16 protein-coding genes and 1 riboswitch are annotated in these 16330 nt (G+C 71.7%); of the genes, 5 read left to right on the forward strand and 11 right to left on the reverse strand.

Annotation, left to right across the window (positions count from 1 at the left end):
- Positions 1-8: 8 nt before the first annotated feature.
- Together BSY19_RS07865 and BSY19_RS07870 are read right to left on the reverse strand one after the other, a co-directional pair.
- Complete coding sequence (locus BSY19_RS07865; RefSeq protein WP_236840490.1) at positions 9-398, reverse strand: cobalamin biosynthesis protein; 390 nt, start codon at positions 396-398, stop codon at positions 9-11.
- Entirely contained in the window at positions 395-1648 is a 1254-nt protein-coding gene (locus tag BSY19_RS07870) for a bifunctional cobalt-precorrin-7 (C(5))-methyltransferase/cobalt-precorrin-6B (C(15))-methyltransferase (RefSeq protein ID WP_069053671.1), read from the reverse strand. Before BSY19_RS07870 ends, BSY19_RS07865 begins: the two co-directional genes overlap by 4 nt.
- Here BSY19_RS07870 and BSY19_RS07875 point away from each other — a divergent pair.
- Positions 1647-2411 carry a cobalt-precorrin-6A reductase gene (locus BSY19_RS07875; RefSeq protein ID WP_069053672.1) on the forward strand — a complete coding sequence of 255 codons (765 nt, stop codon included), beginning with the start codon at positions 1647-1649 and terminating at the stop codon, positions 2409-2411. The two genes, BSY19_RS07870 and BSY19_RS07875, sit on opposite strands and share 2 nt — an antisense overlap.
- Here BSY19_RS07875 and cobJ read toward each other — a convergent pair.
- The 8 genes from cobJ to BSY19_RS07915 are packed head-to-tail and all read right to left on the reverse strand — an operon-like array spanning position 2354 to position 11443.
- Positions 2354-3148: a precorrin-3B C(17)-methyltransferase gene (cobJ, locus tag BSY19_RS07880; RefSeq protein ID WP_069053673.1), complete on the reverse strand. Its 795-nt coding sequence runs from the start codon at positions 3146-3148 to the stop codon at positions 2354-2356. The genes BSY19_RS07875 and cobJ overlap by 58 nt on opposite strands.
- Positions 3145-3903 (reverse strand): precorrin-2 C(20)-methyltransferase, encoded by a 759-nt coding sequence (locus tag BSY19_RS07885; protein WP_069053674.1) that lies wholly within the window; start codon positions 3901-3903, stop codon positions 3145-3147. The genes cobJ and BSY19_RS07885 overlap by 4 nt, the downstream gene beginning before the upstream one ends.
- A gap of 4 nt (positions 3904-3907) precedes the next feature.
- On the reverse strand, positions 3908-4540 hold the full coding sequence (locus BSY19_RS07890) for a precorrin-8X methylmutase (RefSeq protein ID WP_069053675.1): 633 nt from the start codon (positions 4538-4540) through the stop codon (positions 3908-3910).
- A complete protein-coding gene (locus tag BSY19_RS07895) occupies positions 4537-5949 on the reverse strand; it encodes a hypothetical protein (protein WP_069053676.1) in 1413 nt (470 codons plus the stop codon). The genes BSY19_RS07890 and BSY19_RS07895 overlap by 4 nt, the downstream gene beginning before the upstream one ends.
- A complete protein-coding gene (gene cobN / locus BSY19_RS07900; protein WP_069053677.1) occupies positions 5946-9332 on the reverse strand; it encodes a cobaltochelatase subunit CobN in 3387 nt (1128 codons plus the stop codon). Before cobN ends, BSY19_RS07895 begins: the two co-directional genes overlap by 4 nt.
- A gap of 26 nt (positions 9333-9358) precedes the next feature.
- Complete coding sequence (gene cobW / locus BSY19_RS07905; RefSeq protein WP_069053678.1) at positions 9359-10396, reverse strand: cobalamin biosynthesis protein CobW; 1038 nt, start codon at positions 10394-10396, stop codon at positions 9359-9361.
- On the reverse strand, positions 10393-10812 hold the full coding sequence (locus BSY19_RS07910; RefSeq protein WP_069053679.1) for a DUF1636 family protein: 420 nt from the start codon (positions 10810-10812) through the stop codon (positions 10393-10395). Before BSY19_RS07910 ends, cobW begins: the two co-directional genes overlap by 4 nt.
- Before the next feature lie 13 nt (positions 10813-10825).
- Entirely contained in the window at positions 10826-11443 is a 618-nt protein-coding gene (locus BSY19_RS07915; RefSeq protein ID WP_069056937.1) for a HupE/UreJ family protein, read from the reverse strand.
- Positions 11444-11564: 121 nt separating this feature from the next.
- Positions 11565-11750, reverse strand: a riboswitch (cobalamin riboswitch).
- 154 nt (positions 11751-11904) lie between these two features.
- Here BSY19_RS07915 and cobU point away from each other — a divergent pair.
- A complete protein-coding gene (cobU, locus tag BSY19_RS07920) occupies positions 11905-12417 on the forward strand; it encodes a bifunctional adenosylcobinamide kinase/adenosylcobinamide-phosphate guanylyltransferase (RefSeq protein ID WP_069053680.1) in 513 nt (170 codons plus the stop codon).
- A 25-nt stretch (positions 12418-12442) separates the two neighbouring features.
- A complete protein-coding gene (cobO, locus tag BSY19_RS07925; protein WP_069053681.1) occupies positions 12443-13054 on the forward strand; it encodes a cob(I)yrinic acid a,c-diamide adenosyltransferase in 612 nt (203 codons plus the stop codon).
- Between the two features lie 103 nt (positions 13055-13157).
- Here the strand turns inward: cobO and cbiB are convergent, their stop codons facing one another.
- Positions 13158-14147 (reverse strand): adenosylcobinamide-phosphate synthase CbiB, encoded by a 990-nt coding sequence (cbiB, locus tag BSY19_RS07930; RefSeq protein WP_083247480.1) that lies wholly within the window; start codon positions 14145-14147, stop codon positions 13158-13160.
- Between cbiB and cobD the strand changes: the two genes are divergently transcribed.
- Together cobD and BSY19_RS07940 are read left to right on the forward strand one after the other, a co-directional pair.
- Entirely contained in the window at positions 14146-15183 is a 1038-nt protein-coding gene (gene cobD, locus BSY19_RS07935) for a threonine-phosphate decarboxylase CobD (protein WP_069053682.1), read from the forward strand. The two genes, cbiB and cobD, sit on opposite strands and share 2 nt — an antisense overlap.
- A 95-nt stretch (positions 15184-15278) precedes the next feature.
- Positions 15279-16250: a D-2-hydroxyacid dehydrogenase gene (locus BSY19_RS07940; protein ID WP_069053683.1), complete on the forward strand. Its 972-nt coding sequence runs from the start codon at positions 15279-15281 to the stop codon at positions 16248-16250.
- Positions 16251-16330: the final 80 nt, after the last annotated feature.

A 16330-nucleotide genomic window follows, 5' to 3' on the forward strand; every position in this document is an offset into this window, starting at 1 on the left:
CGCGCGCTTCATGATGATGACCGCGCCAGCGCGCAGGTGACGCGGGCGGTGGCGATGCGCGGCTGCACCAGCGTCCCGCCCGGCCCGGCGGCTGCGAGCGCGGCAGCTTCCGCCACCGACCCGACGCCGTAGAGCGAGGCGATCCGCGTCGAACGCGTGGCGCAGCTGGCTTCGAAGCCTTTGAGCGCCTCGTCGGGTACGCCGATCAGCTCGGCCGCCCGGCTGACGGCGGCGGCGGCGAGCCCGGGTTCGCCGATCCGGCTCGCCAGCGTCGCCAGACGCGGCGTCGCCTCGCCCGACAGGCCGGCGATCGCCAGCGCCGCGTCGAGGCAGGCGAGGATATCCGCTTCGGTGGTGTCGGCGCGCAGGCCCAGCCCGACGACGAGACGGCCGGTCACGGCTTCTCGACCCGCCACTGCGTCACCGGCATCGCCGGGCGCCAGCCATGCTTGCCGCCGACGGGGACGAGCCGGTCGATCGCGATGCGCCGCAGCGAGCCGCCATGCAGCGCATGCAGTGCCGCGAGCTTCGCCTCGCCCTCCAGCGTGACGACATTGGCGACGAGACGCCCGCCGGGCTTCAGCGCCGCCCAGGCGCCCTCGAACAGCCCCTCGACCGTCAGCCCGCCGCCGATGAAGACGGCATCGGGCGCGGGCTGCGCGGCAAAGCCCGCCGGCGCCTCGCCCGTCACCGTCACCGACAGCCCGCCGAGTTCCAGGCTGTTGCGGGTGATCCGCCCGACCCGCTCCGCCTTCGCTTCGAAGGCGATGGCCGCGTTGCGCGGATGGCGCTGGCACCATTCGATGCCGACCGAGCCCGATCCCGCTCCGACATCCCAGAGCAACTCGCCCGCCCGCGGGGCGAGCGCGGAGATGGTGATGGCGCGGACCTCGGATTTGGTGATCTGCCCGTCATGGGCGAACCACTCCTCGTCGAGCCCCGGCGAGAGCGGCAGCACGCGCGCATCCCGGCCGGCATCGACCGCCACCGCGATCATGTTGAGTGGCACGATGTCGTCGAAGGCGAAGGCGTCGGCACGGGTCTCGCGGATGCGCTCCTGCGGGCCGCCGAGCGACTCCAGCACGGTCAGGCGGCTCGCCCCCATCCCGCGCGCGGTCAGCAGCTCCGCCACCGCCCGCGGCGTCGTCTCGTCCCAGGACAGGGCGAGGATGCGCGCCTGCGGCTGGAGATGCGGCACGATCCGAAACAGCGTGCGGCCATGCAGCGAGACCAGCGCGCACTCCTCCTGCGGCCAGCGCATCCGTGTGCAGGCCATCGAGAAGGAGGAGGATTGCGGGATGATCCGCATCTCCTGCGCCGGGATGGCGCGGCTCAGGCTGTTGCCGATGCCGTAATGGAACGGGTCGCTGGTCGCGAGCACGCAGACCTTGCGGCCGCGCTCCGCCAGGATCTGAGGGAGCGCATTGCGGAAGGGCTGCGGCCAGGGCCGCAGTTCCCCGGGCACGGAGCCGACCAGCGCGATATGGCGCTCGCCGCCGAAGACGATCTCCGCCTCGGCCAGCGCCGTCTTCGCCTGCGCGCAGAGCCCGGCGGGGCCGTCCTCGCCCAGCCCGATCAGGGACAGCCAGGGCGCGGTCGCAGCCTCGCCGCTCGACAGGCTCTCGGTTTCAAGCGTAACTGGGGACATGACCGTGCTCATCCTCGGTGGAACCGGCGAAGCGGCGGCGCTCGACCAGCATCTGGCCGAGCAGGCGCCCGAAATCCGCGCCATCATCTCGCTGGCGGGCCACACCGTCGACCCCCGGCCGGTGAATCTCCCCGTGCGCGTGGGAGGCTTCGGCGGCGTCGAGGGGCTCAGGCAGTATCTGCGCGACGAGGGCATCATTGCCGTCATCGACGCGACGCATCCCTTCGCGGCGATCATGCCCTTCAATGCCGAGCATGCCTGCAAGGCCGAAGGCGTGCCGCTGCTCGCCATCCGCCGCGCGCCCTGGCAGCCGGAAGCCGGCGACGACTGGCGCGACGTGCCCGACATGGAGGCCGCGGCCGCCGCGCTGGGCGAGCCGCCGCGCCGCGTCTTCCTGACGATCGGCCGGCTCGATCTGCCGGTTTTCGCGCAGGCGCCGCAGCATCATTATCTCGTGCGCGCCATCGAGCCGATCGGCGACCGCCTGCCCGCGCCCCATGTCGAGGTCATCCAGCAGCGCGGCCCGTTCCGCGCCGAGGACGAGGAGGCGCTGATGCGCGCGAAGCGCATCGAACTGCTCGTCAGCAAGAATTCCGGCGGGGACGCCACGGCCGGCAAGCTCATCGCCGCGCGCCGGCTCGGCCTGCCGGTGATCATGGTCGCCCGCCCGCCCAAACCGGATGTCGAGACCGTCGCCCATGTCGATCAGGTCCTGCCCTGGCTGGTGGCGCAGGGGCTCTTCGTCACCGAGCGCGGCGTATAGACATAAGGCGCGACCTCGCCGGGCCGCGCGATCAGCCGCGTGCTCGACGCGCCGATCATCACCAGCGTCGCCATGTCGGCGGTCGCCGCGGCTTCGATCGCTCCCGCCAGCGTCAGGATGCGCAGGGCCTCGTCGGGGCGCCCGACGGCGCGGGCGAAGATCACCGGCGTCTGCGGCTCGCGATGGCGGGCGGCCAGTTCCAGCGCCGCTCGGAGCTGCCAGGGCCGCGCCTTCGAGATCGGGTTGTAGAGGCAGGTCACGAGGTCTGCGGCGAGCACCGCCTCGAGCCGCGCGGTCACCACCTCCCAGGGCTTGAGATTGTCCGAGAGCGAGATTGCGCAGAAATCGCCGCCCAGTGGCGCGCCGGCCTTTGCCGCCGCCGCCAGCATCGCGGTGACGCCGGGCTCGATCGCGATCGGCAGGGACAGCCAGGCCGGATCGCCCGCCTCCAGCGCCTCGAACACGGCCGCCGCCATGGCGAAGACGCCGGGGTCGCCGCCGGAGACGACCGCGACGGTCTTCCCCGCCGCCGCCAGCTGCAGCGCATGGGTCGCCCGGTCGATCTCGACGCGGTTGTCGGAGGCGTGCTTCGTCTGGCCGTCGCGCGCTTGGATGCGGTCGAGATAGGGCCCGTAGCCGATCAGGTCGGAGGCGGCCTCGATCGCGGCCTGCGCCGCCGGCGTCAGCCACTGCGCCGGCCCGGGGCCGAGGCCGACAATGGTGAGGGAGCCGCTCACAGCCGCCGCCCCTCGCCGGGAACCAGCACCATCGAGAAATAGGGCGCCTCTGCGTCGCCGCGCTCGCTGAGGCGGATGATCGCCTGTCCAGCCATCGTCGCCTGCTCGACATAGATCGCCCGTTCGATCAGTCCCGTCGCCTCCAGCGCGCGGCGCACCTTGGGCAGGTTGCGGCCGAGCTTCATGATCACCGCCGCGTCCGTATCGCCGAGGCGCCGCACCAGCTCGGCCTCGGGCAGCGTGCCCGGCAGCACTGTCAGGATGTCGTCGCCCCAGGTGATCGGCGCGTTGGCGCGCGTCCAGGCGCCAGCCATGCCGGTGACGCCCGGCACGACCTCGGTCGGGAAGCGATGCGCCAGCCGCCGCCAGAGATGCATGAAGGAGCCGTAGAAGAACGGGTCGCCATCGCAGAGCACCGCGACGCTGCGCCCGGCCTCCATCTCGGCGGCGAGCAGCGCCGCGGATTCGTCGTAGAACTGCGTGATCGGGCCGCTATAGCCCTCGTCCTCGACCGGGACCTCGATCGTCACCGGGAAGGCGAGCGCGATCTCGCGGGCGGCATCTTGCCCGACGACGGCGTCCGCCGTGATGCGGGCATGGCCACGCCGGCCGCGCTTGCAGAAATGCACCAGCCGGTCGGCGCTCAGGATGATGTCGCGGGCGCGCACGGTCATGTAGTCAGGGTCGCCGGGGCCGAGGCCCACGCCGAACAAAAGTATCTTTCCCAAAGGATTCTTGGCCGGCTCGAAGCTCACCGGCTCACTCCTTCTCTTGCGCCAGCGCGTTGACGGCCGCTGCCGCCATCGCCGAGCCGCCGCGCCGCCCATGGACGACCAGGAAGGGCACGCGCCCGTCCTGCGCCAGCGCCTGCTTCGATTCCGCCGCGCCGACGAAGCCGACGGGGATGCCGATCACGGCAGCCGGCTTGGGCGCACCGGCATCGAGCATCTCCAGCAGCCGGAACAGCGAGGTCGGCGCATTGCCGATGACGACGAGCGCGCCCGCCAGATGCGGCCGCCACAGCTCCATCGCTGCGGCCGAGCGCGTCGTGCCCATCTCGGCGGCCAGCGGCGCGGTGCGGGGATCGTCGAGCGTGCAGATCACCGGGTTGCGCGCCGGCAGGCGGGACGGCGTCACGCCATTGGCGACCATCTTGGCGTCGCAGAGGATCGGCGCACCCTCCTTCAGCGCGGCTTCGGCGGCACCCGCGAAATCGGGCGACATCTCCACATCGTCAGGCAGGTCGGTCATGCCGCAGGCATGGATCATCCGGACCACGACATGGGCGGCGCGACCCACAAAGCGCGAGAGATCGGCCTCGGCCCGGATGATCGCGAAGGAGCGCTCATAGATCGCCCCGCCATCGCGGATATAGTCGTAACCCGTCGTCACTTGGTCGGTCCTGAAAGCCGGCCCGCCGCGCTCAGGCGGGCATGAAGGTCCTGTCCGGGCTGCAATCGCGTCAGCAGGGCGGAAAGGTCAAGGGTGGCGAGGGCGCTGTCCCGCGCGGCGCCGCCGATGACGATGCGGTAGCGCCCGCCCTCGCCGACCAGCGTCAGATCGCTGGCGCCCGGCCGCGCGCAGGATTTGACGCACCCCGAGACATGCAGGGTCAGGCCCCCGGCGAGGTCAGGTGCCAGCACTTGGGCGAGCCGCGCCGCATCCGCCATCGCCGGAGCCTCCGCCCGGCTGCAGGCGGGCACGCCGGCGCAGGCCTGCACCGACAGGCGCGGGTCGTCGTCACGCGTGATCAGGCCGTCCGCCGCCGCGCTTTCGAGCAGGGTCGTCGCATCGGGCTGCGACAGCCCGCGAAAGGCGATCCCGCGCCAGGGCGAGAGGCGAATCTCCGGGCAGCCCAGCCTCGCGGCCGCTTGTGCGAGACGGTCGAGCGTCGCGGCCGCCGCGCGACCGAAGGGCAGCCCGACCAGCGCGGCGCAACTGTCGCCGAGTGCAAACAGCCCGGCCCGCCGGGGCGCGGGGCGCTGTGGCAGCGGCTCTGTCGCAGGAAGATCGCAGAGCGCCGCCAGCTCCGCGGCCGCGAGATCGCCCATGCGGCGGATGGTGTCGGGCGCCTGCGCCCGTCGCGCGGCGAAGCGGGCCATAGCCCGGGCGACGGCGGATCCGGCCTCGCCTTCAGCGACGGGGCCGAACCAGAGCCTGTCGGCCAGCGCGATCACCACCCGCCCCGGCGCGGTCGCGACGATGCGGATGTCCCCCGCGAAGGCCTCGAGGGATGATTCGCCGCCCCCATCGACGATGACGGCGAACTTGGCAGGCAGGCCGGAGATCTCGCGCCCGCGCACCTCGATCTCGGTCGCAAGGGCGAGAGCATCGATCAGGTCGCTGGAGCCGGCGGGCGAGGATGGAGGCTGGACGCGTGAACGCGTCATTGCGAGCGAAGCGAAGCAATCCAGCCCGGACGCGCTCGACGCCGCCTGGATTGCTTCGTCGTTTCGCTCCTCGCAAAGACGGGGGAGGCACGCCAGCGGCGAGACCAGAGTCAGCCTTTGCGGGCCGTCGCCGTCATGCTCGTCGACCAGCCGCTCCGCCAGCAGCGTCGTAACCAGCGCCGGATGGCTGTCCGCCGTGACGCCGCGCAACTGCATGTTGCCGCGCGCCGAAATCTCGATCAGCCCGTTACCGTGCCGGGCGGCCAGCGCCGCGATGCGCCGCAGCTGGGCCGGCGTCAGGCAGGCGCCGGGCGGATGCAGCCGCACCAGCCAGCCATCGCCGGTCTCCATGGGTTTGAGCGTGCTCGGGCACCAGCCGCGCCGCAGGGTTTCGGGGGAGGGGGCGTTCATTCCGCCGCCTCCCGCGTCGCGGGCATGCCCGCCAGAAACGACCCCACCGAATTGCGCCGGCTCGTCCACAGACCGCGCCTGGCCGCATCCGCCAGCCGCGAGCGGATCGCTTCGGCGGCCGGGGCATTGGCGGCCTCGATCGCGGACCAGACGGCGGCATCGGCGCACCAGGCCTGGAACACGGCATCGAACAGCCCGTCGGAGACGGCGTCCGTGCTGGCGGCGAAGACGAAGAGCGTGTCCACCGCTTCCGCGAGTTCCGCCGCGCCGCGCCAGCCATGGGCGAGATGGGAGGCGATCCAGCGCGGATGCGTCAGCCGGCCATGGACGATGCGGGCGATGTCCTCCGCCAGCGTGCGCGCCTTCGGCGTCTCCGGGTTCGAGGAGTCGAGGCTGTAGAGCGCCGGCGCGGCCCCGAGCGACTGCGCCGCGGCCGCAAGCCCGCCGATGACGTCGGCGGCGCTCGAGGCTTCGAGAATGTCGCGCCCGGCGGTGTCGCTGACATGCACGAAGGCGTCGGCGGTCCGGATTCGGGCGGAGAAGCTGTCATCGACATGCCCCGCGCCCTCCGGGCCGCCATAGGCGTGGCTGGAGGCGGCGAGATAGGCCGCGCCCAGCTCGTCGCGGCTGGTCCAATGGCCATCGAGCGCCCGGTCGGCGACGGCCGCGCCATAGCGGCCCGGTGCGGCGCCGAAGACGCGCGCCCCGGCCTCGCCGCGACGGCGCGCGGCGGCGGGCTCGTTCCAGTCGTCCGGTTCGTCCAGCATCGCGACGGCGCGCGCCGCCGCGTCGAGCAGCGCGACCTGGCTCGGAAACGTGTCGCGGAAGGCGCCCGAGATGCGCACCGTCACGTCGATGCGCGGATGCTCGAGCTTCGGCAGCGGCGTGATCGCGAAGCCGGTGACGCGCGTCGAGGCATCGTCCCAGAGCGGCGTGACCCCCATCAGCGCCAGCGCATGGGCGATGTCCTCGCCGCCCGAGCGCAGCGTCGGCGAGGCCCAGAGATCCATCACGATCCGGCGTGGCGGCTCGCCCTCATCCTGCAGATGCCGCGCGATCACGGCCTGCGCCGCCAGCGCGCCCAGCCGCGCGGCTGCTCGGGTCGGGATCGCGCGCGGGTCGAGCGTCGAGAGGTTGCGCCCGGTCGGCAGCACGTCGGGCCGGCCGCGATGCGGTGAGCCGGCGGGGCCGGGCGGCACGAAGCGCCCGTCGAGCGCGCGCAGCAGCCCCTCGCGCTCGGCTTTGGCGGAACCCGGATCGAGCGCCGACCGGCCGAAGACATGTAAGCCGTCGCGGAAGGGCAGTTCGGCGATGTCGCAGAGATGCGCGTCGAGCCGCGTCAGCGCCTCGCTCATCGGCAGATCGGGCGTGACGCCGCAGGATTCCGCCAGCCCGCTGGCCTGGGCCCGCGCCCGGATTTCGCTCGCGACAATGTCGGCGCGACGCGGATCGAGCACCTGCGCCTGGCTGAACTCCTCGACGAGGTCGCGCAGCAGCGCCGTCTCGCCGCCAGCCCCGATCTCCGCCAGCGGTGGCGGCAGATGGCCAAGCGTCACCGCCGAGAGCCGCCGCTTGGCCGGCGCGGCCTCGCCGGGGTCGTCGACCACGTAAGGGTAGACCACCGGCAGCCCCTGCGTGACCAGCCGCGGCCAGCAGGAGGACGACAGCGCCACCGCCTTGCCCGGCAGCCATTCGGTCGTGCCATGGGTGCCCAGATGGATCAGCGCGTCGATGCCGGCCGTCTCGCGCAGCGCGCGGTAGAAGGCGAGATAGCCATGGGAGGGCGGCGCATCGGGGTCGTGATAGCGGGCTTTCCGGTCGGGCGTCGCATCGCGCGGCGGCTGCAGCGCGATGGTGAGGGCACCGTCCGCGACGGCGCGGAAGCAGAAGGCGCCGTCGCTGACGGCCGGATCGGCCTCGGGCGCGCCATGGGCGGCGAGCAGCGCCTCGCGGGCGTCGGGGGGGATGGTGGCGAGCCATGCTGAGTAGGCGTCGAGGGAGAGGGTGAGGTTGGCCGGGCCGGTGGTGAGGGCGGCCATGAGGGTTTGGCCGTCATTGCGAGCGCAGCGAAGCAATCCAGAACCGTCTCGCTCGACGTCCCCCTGGATTGCTTCGCTGCGCTCGCAATGACGGGATGGGATGTCGTACCCCGCCTCCGCCAGCAGCCTCCGGATCGCATCGACGCTCGCCGGCGTGTCGAGCCCGACCGCGAAGCCCGCCCGGCCGCCGCGCGCGGGATAATCCGACATCACCAGCGCCAGCCGGCGCTGCGCAGCCGGCTTCGACGCCAGCGCGATCCAGCTGCTGGCGAGATCTGCGAGCGCTTTGATGCCCTCCGCGTCGGGCACCAGCCGGCGCGTCGCCAGCCCCGTCGCGGGGTCGGTGGTCTCGGCCTTGAAGGCGACGGGGATGGTGCCCAGCCGTCCGTCGAATTCCGGCAGCGCCACCTGCATGGCGAGATCGGCCGCCGAGAGGCCCCGCGTCGAGGCGGCCCAGGCGTCGCGCGCACTGCCGACCGGCATCGCCTGAAACACGGGGCAATCGGCGGCATCGAGCACGAAATCGTCGCCCTCGCGCGCCGAGAAGGCGGTTGTGGCGACGATCGCCACCGGCTGCCGCGTCGCGATCAACGCTGCGAGTTCGGCGGTGACAGCCGGGTCCTTCAGGCTGGTCAGGGCCAAGATCAGCGGGGCTTGTCCACGCGCGACGAGCGCCGCCACCAGCGCTTCGCCCGTGGCGGTGTCGTCGGCGCTGACGGCCGAGCGATAGACCAGGATCGGCACGAAGGGCCGGTCGGGCAAGGTGGCGAGCGCCTCGCGCCAGGACATCGGCGCGGCGTTGGCGCCCAGCGCGAACAGCGGCGGGAGGGGCAGAGGCGCAAGGTGAGACGGCGGCCGGTCGCGGCCGAGATACCCCGCCGCCACCGCCAGCAGGCGCCGCATGTTCTCCGCCCCGCCACCGGCGTGGAAGTAGGACAGGATGGCGCGCGCGCAGGCCGGCGGCACTGTCCCGTAGCCCGCCAGCCGCTCGTCGTCGCGGTCGTCGCCGGGCAGCACCGCCAGCGCGATACCCTCGCGCCGGCAGATCTCGCTGATCTGCTCGATGCCGTAGCGCCAGTAATCCAGCCCGCCGAGGCAGCGCACCAGGACGAAGCGGCTCTGCGCCACCGTCTTCTCGATCAGGAGATCGACCGAGAGCGGGTGCCGCAGCCGCCGCAGCGAGGCGAGGCGGACAGTGAGATCGCAGTCACTGGCCGCCGCCGCCAGCGCGGAGAGATCGCTGTCGGCGAAGGACAGCACGACGACATCCCCCGCGGCCAAGCCGAGATCGACGGCGTCCTCGCCGTCTTCGAGCCTGATCTCGCTGGTCGGGAGCAGATGCATGACTGGCTTTCGAAAAGGGCCGCCGCTCAGGCGCCGGCGAGCGCAGCCTCCACCGCCTTCACGTCGAAGCCCTTGAGCCCGATCACGGTGAGACGCCCGTCGCGCGCTTCGCCCTCGGTCCAGGCCCGGTCGAAATGATGGCTGACGCGGCGGCCGACACCCTGCACGACGAGCCGCATCGGCTTGCCCGGTACGGCGGCGAAGCCCTTCAGCCGCAGCACGCCCTGCGCTTCGGCCGCCTTGCCGAGGCGTGCCGACAGCGTGTCGGGGGCGAGTCCGTCCGGCAGCGCCAGCGCGACCGAATCGAAATCGTCATGCTCATGGTCCTCGCCATCGCCGTGATGCGAGGGCCGCGATGCCAGATCGGCCTCCGCCGCGGCGCTCAGGCCCAGGATCAGCGCGGGCTCGATCGTGCCATGGCGGGTCTCGACGATCTTGATCGCCTTGGGCAGATGCGCCGAAATCTCGCTCTTGACCCGCTCGCGCGTCGCTGTGTCGATCAGGTCGCTCTTGTTGAGCAGGATCAGGTCGGCACAGAGGATCTGGTCCTCGAAGACCTCCTCCAGCGGGTTGTCGTGCTCGACGGAGGCGTCCTGCGCGCGCTGGGCGGCGAGCGCCTCGGGGTCGTCGGCGAACTGGCCCTCGGCCACCGCCGGCCCGTCGACCACTGCGATGACACCGTCGACCGTGACGCGGGCCCGGATCGCCGGCCAGTTGAAGGCCTGGACCAGCGGCTTGGGCAGAGCCAGCCCGGAGGTCTCGATCAGGATGTGCTGCGGCGGGTCGGCCCGGTTCAGCAGCTTTTCCAGCGCCGGCACGAAATCATCCGCCACCGTGCAGCAGATGCAGCCGTTCGGCAGCTCGACGACGTCCTCCTCGGTGCAGCCCGAAATGCCGCAGCCCTTGAGGAACTCGCCGTCGAAGCCGAGATCGCCGAACTCGTTGACGAGCACGGCGAGCCTCTTGCCCTCCGCATTCTCGAGCAGATGGCGAACCAGCGTCGTCTTTCCGGCGCCGAGGAAGCCGGTGATGATGGTGCAGGGCGTTTTCGAGAGGGAATTCATCGGGAACCCGCGATCGGGAGGGGAGGAAGGCGCGCCACCACGCCCTTGCGGATCGCCTCGGCGCGCTCGCGCCAGGGCACGATGCCGTCCGGGGCTTCGCGGTATTGGCGCGCGAAGGTGAGCAGCGTCTCGACGCCCGTCGCCGGGTCGAGATCGCCATAGACATAGGTCCAGCGGCCCTCGCCGCTGAGCGCCACCGTGCAGGGGCGCTTGCAGACGGAGAGGCACTCCACCGTCTCGACGCTGACCGCGGTATCGAGCGTGGGGTCGAGCGCGTCGCGAAGGCCGGCGGCGAGAACGGCGCCCGGCCGGGGCGCGTCGGGGTCGCCCCCGGCGGCGCGGCAGGTCGCGCAGACGAGGATGCGGACGGGAGCCGTGCCCGTTTCCGGGCGCGGCTGCTGCAGGGACGTGCTCATGATCGAGCCGGCGTCAGGCCGTCGCGGGCAGGGCGGCGATCAGGAAGACGAGGCCGATGCAGGCCATGGCGGCGGCGGCCGCCCGAACCGGCAGGTTTGCAGGCATCGAGAACAGACGCCGCACCAGCAGGATCGTGCCGACCGTGATGGTGGCCTGGATCGCGACGAGGCCGATGAGATAGGCACCGACCACGGCGGTGTCGGCGCCGATGATCGATTCAGCGAGCGCGTGGCCATGGGCGAAGCCGGCGGCGGCGAAGAGCACGGCGAGAGCCGGCAGCGGCAGCGAAGGCTTGAGCACGCCGATGGCGCCGATCAGCACGAGGCTGCCCGCAACCAGCATCTCCCCGGCCGGCAGATCGATGCTGTTCATATGGGCGAAGGCGCCCAGCCCCATGCCGGCGATCCAGAGCACGGGCAGCAGCAGTGCGCCGGATGCGTAGCGCGAGGCGACGAGGCCGACCGCGACCAGCGCGGCGAGGTGATCGAGCCCGAGAATGGGATGGCCGAGGCCCGACAGCAGCCCGTCGGTCAGTGTCGAAGGCGTGCTGCCGCCCATCGGGTGGTGGGCGAGCGCCGGGCTGCAGAGCAGGGCGGTGAAGGCGAGGGTCAGGCGGTTGCGCAGCGTCATGGTTCCGGTCTCCGTCAGAAGGCGGCCGGTCTTGCGACCGGCCAACGTTCCCAAGGACGGAGCCGCGTGACCATCGCCACGCGAACACAGCCGCCGTCGGAACACCCCGTCCGATGGGCCCATAGGAACACTGTCGACGGCAGGTCTCCTGGCTCGCGGGTCTGGTCATTCCACGCCGCCTTCCCGGGATCGCTCCCAGTGGCCGATGGCGCGGAACTCGCCGCTTACAGTTGCGGGGGCAGCCGCGGCATCACACCGCGTTCCCTTTTCACCTCCTCGCGGAGGCACCGTCGGGGACGATCATTAGCCATGTGCGAGAGGCTGTGCAATGGACCGCATGGACAGACGAAGCCTTTCCGCCGTCATCGCGAGCGCAGCGAAGCAATCCAGAATGGCGCGCGCCTACGCCTGGATTGCTTCGCTGCGTTCGCAATGACGGACTTCATGACGAGTCGAACCTGATGTTGCTGCCCCATCTCACCCTCGTCCTCGGCGGCGCCCGCTCGGGCAAAAGCCGTCATGCCGAAGCGCTGATCGAGGCGCTGCCGCCCCCCTGGGCCTATATCGCAACCGCCCAGGCCTGGGACGACGAGATGACGGCGCGCATCGCCGAGCACCGCGCCCGCCGGCCGGCGGACTGGATCACGCTCGACGCGCCGCTCGATCTGCCCGGCGCCATCCGCGGCCTGCCAGAGGGGCGCCCCGTGCTGGTGGATTGCCTGACGCTCTGGCTGACCAATCTGATCCTCGCCGAGCATGACACCGCCGCTGCAGGCAGCGCCCTGATCGAGGCCTGCGCGCAGGCCACCGCGCCCATCGTCCTCGTCTCCAACGAGGTTGGGCTGGGCATCGTGCCCGACAATGCGCTGGCGCGGCGCTTCCGCGACGAGGCCGGCCGGCTGCATCAGGCGATTGCGGCAAGGGCCGGCCGCGTGGTCTTCATGGTCGCCGGTCTGCCGATGCAGGTGAAGTGAACAGGCCCGTGACGTGAGAACGACGATGACGAACGAGACCGACGACGCCGCCCGGTACAAGGCGAAAATGGCGAAGCGCAAGGCGCTGCAGGATGCCGAAGTCGCCTCCAAGACGGTCGAGAAGGGGCTTCTGATCGTCAACACCGGCCCCGGCAAGGGCAAGTCGACGGCGGCCTTCGGGCTGATGCTGCGCGCGCTCGGCCATGGCTGGCGCGTCGGCGTGGTGCAGTTCATCAAGGGCGCGTGGGAGACCGGCGAGCGCCGGGCGCTCGACGCCTTCGGCGATCAGATCGCCTGGCACACCATGGGCGAGGGCTTCACCTGGGAGACGCAGGACAAGGCCCGCGACATCGCCGCCGCCACCCGCGCCTTCGAAAAGGTCAAAGAGCTGATGGCCGACGAGAGCATCCGCCTGATCGTGCTGGACGAGCTCAACATCGCGCTACGCTACGACTATCTGCCGCTGGCTGAGGTCGTCGCCACGCTGCAGGCGCGCCGGCCCGATCTCCACATCGTCGTCACCGGCCGCAACGCCAAGCCAGAGCTGATCGAGGCCGCCGACCTCGTGACCGAGATGACACTGGTGAAGCACCATTTCACCGCGGGCGTGAAGGCGCAGGAAGGGATCGAGTTTTGAGCGAGGCGCGTCATTCTCGGGCTTGACCCGAGAAACTCAGCCCGAAAAGGACGCCGGTGCCTCTGTCGGCACGAGATGCTCGGGCCAAGCCCGAGCATGACGGCTAGACGAATGCTGCTGCCGCGCCCACTGCCGCCAACCCCCACAACAGCCCGCAAGCCTTGCGATACAGCCGCAAGCCGCGCCGGATGTCGGCTGCCGTCGCCTCGGCCCGGCCGTCGCCCATCCAGCCATCCTCGACCGTGACATCGCCATAGATGCGCGGCCCCGCCAGCCTCAGGCCCAGCGCGCCCGCCATCGCCGCCTCCGGCCAGCCGGCATTGGGCGAGCGGTGGCGGTTCGCATCGCGGCGCAGGGCCCGCCACGAACCCGCCGCATCGGCGTCGCGGTCGAGCGCGGCGGCTGCCACGATCAGCAGAGCGGTCAGCCGCGAGGCCGGCAGGTTGACGAGGTCGTCGAGCCGCGCCGAGGCCCAGCCGAAGGCGAGATGGCGCGGCGTCCGGTGGCCGATCATCGAATCGGCGGTGTTGATCGCCTTGTACATGATGATGCCGGGCAGTCCGGCGACCCCGAGCCAGAAGGCCGGCGCCACGACCCCGTCGGAAAAGTTCTCCGACAGGCTCTCGATCGCGGCGCGCGAAACGCCGGCCTCGTCGAGGCTGTCGGGGTTGCGGCCGACGATCATCGACACCGCCTTGCGCCCCTCGGCGAGGCCTCCCGTCTCCAGCCCCTGGGCGACGGCCGCGACGTGTTCGTAAAGGCTGCGCTGTGCCAGCAGCGTCGAGGCGAGCAGCGCCAGCGGCAACAGCCCTGCCGGCCCGAGCTGTCGGCACAGGGTGGTCAGCGCGAGAGCCCCGGCCAGCGCCACCGCCAGCAGGATGAGGAGCGCGGCCACGCCCGCCGCCTTTCGGGCGGCGAAGCTGACCGTCTCCCGGTTCAGCCGGCGATCGAGCCCGGCGATCAGTGCGCCAATCCAGGTGACGGGATGGCCGATCCGCGCATACAAGCGCTGCGGATAGCCGACCGCGGCCTCGATCGCGAGCGCGGCCAGCAGCAGAAGCAGTGTGTCGGGCCAGAGATCAGACAAAGCCATGGGCGAAACGACGGGGACCGGGGGCATCTGGCATGGCGGCGATCTCGGCCGGGCGCGGGCGCTGTTTCCGGAAGCGCCCGAGCCCTGGATCGATCTCTCCACCGGGATCAACCCGATCCCCTATCCGCTTCCGGCGCTGCCGTTAAGCCTCTGGCAGCGCCTGCCCGCCGCCGATGACGAGGCGGCGCTGCTGGCGGCGGCGCGAAACGCCTATCGCGTGCCGGCCAAGGCAGGGATCGTCGCCGCGCCCGGCACGCAGATCCTGATCGATCTCCTGCCGCGGGTCGTCCCGGATCTGGTGGGGGCCGGACCCGTCGCCGTGCTGGGCCCGACCTATGCCGAGCATGCGCTCGCCTGGCGGAAGATGGGCGCCACGGTCGTCGAGGCGGACACGCCGGCGCAGGCAGACGACGCCGCGACGGTGGTGGTGGTGAACCCCAACAACCCGGATGGGCGCCTGCTGTCGGGCTCGGAGCTTGCCGCGCTCGCGGCGCGCTGTGCCGCCCGCGGCGGGCTGCTGGTCGTCGACGAGGCCTTCTGCGACTTCACGCCCGGGGCGAGCCTGGTCCCGACCCTGCCGCCTGCGACGCTGGTGCTGCGCTCCTTCGGCAAGACCTATGGTTTGGCCGGTGTCCGGCTCGGCTTCGCCATTGGCGAGGCGCATCGGGTCTCGGCGCTGCGCGACGCGATGGGCCCCTGGGCCGTGGCCGGTCCCGCACTCGCAATCGGCGCGCAGGCGCTCGCCGATGCCGAGTGGCGGGCGCAGGCCGGCGCCGCGCGCGCCGCCGACGCCGCGAGGCTCGATGCGCTGCTGGCTCTGCTGGGCGAGGTCATCGGTGGCACCGCCCTGTTTCGGCTGCTGTCGACGCCCGCGGCGCCGGCGCTCTTCGCCCATCTCGGCGCCCACGGGCTCTATGTACGCCGCTTCCAGGCCGATCCGACCCGGCTGCGCTTCGGCCTGCCCGGCGATGCGCTGGCCTGGGCGCGGTTGGAAGCGGCGCTGGCGTCCTTCGCCCCGCCTTCGCGGGCATCGTAAAGCCCGCATGCGTCGCGCGCCGGGACAGATCCGAAGCCGCTCGCTAGTTTGATCGCCGAACCTGCCCGAATACGCCTCGCCCCAAGGAACGCACCATGCCCGCCCTGCCGCCTGCCAGCGACCTGACCATCTGTTTCGCCCATGCCGCCTACCAGTTGCAGGCCGAGTTCGCGACGCGCGGGCATGCCGCCAAAAGCTTCGAGGTCCGCTCGCTCGATGAGCTGAAGGCGCGGGCGCCGGAGGCCGATGTCGTGGTGGTGTCGGGTCTCTGGCGCAACGAGCTGATCGCGTCCTGCCCGAAGCTGCGCTTCGTCCAGTCGGTCAGCGCCGGCACGGACCAGTACGACAAGGCCGCTTTTGCGGCGGCCGGCATCCGGCTTGCGAGCGCCCAGGGAGCCAATGAGCGCGCGGTCTCGGAGCACGCCATGGCGCTGATCCTCGGCCTGACCCGCCAGATCCACCTCGCCCGCGACAACCAGACCGCCGCGACCTGGCGCCCGATGATCGGCGATCGCGCCCGGCGCGAGGACGAACTCGGCGGCAAGACGCTGGTGATCGTGGGCTTGGGCCGCATCGGCCTGCGGCTGGCGACGCTGGCCGCCGCCTTCGGCCTTCGCGTCATCGGCGTGCGCCGCAGCCCCGAGCCGCATGCCGACATCGAGGCGATCGTGCGGCCCGACCAGCTCCACGAGGTGCTGGCTCAGGCCGACATCGTCGCGCTGACCTGCCCGCTGACGCCGGAAACCGAGAACCTCATCGACGCTGCGGCACTCGCCGCGATGAAGCCGACCGCGCTGCTGATCAATGTCGCGCGCGGCAAGGTCGTCGATGAGAAGGCTTTGGTCGCGGCGCTGTCGGAAGGGCGCATCGCCGGCGCCGGGCTCGACACCTTCGTCGAGGAGCCGCTGGCCGCGGCCTCACCGCTCTGGGCGATGAAGAACGTCATCGTCACGCCCCACAGCGCCGGCGAAACCCGCGCCTACGAGACCAATGTGGTCGATCTGCTGGTCGACAACCTCGCCCGGCTCGGACGCGGCGAGACGACCTTGCGCAATCAGGTGGTTTAGGCTCTTCCCGATCGACCAAATGCGCCGTCATCCTGGGCGGCCGCAGGCCGACCGGGATCCATCATAGGGCAGGGCGGCGC

Source organism: Bosea sp. RAC05 (assembly GCF_001713455.1).
In the GTDB taxonomy this organism is placed as follows: Bacteria; Pseudomonadota; Alphaproteobacteria; order Rhizobiales; family Beijerinckiaceae; genus Allobosea.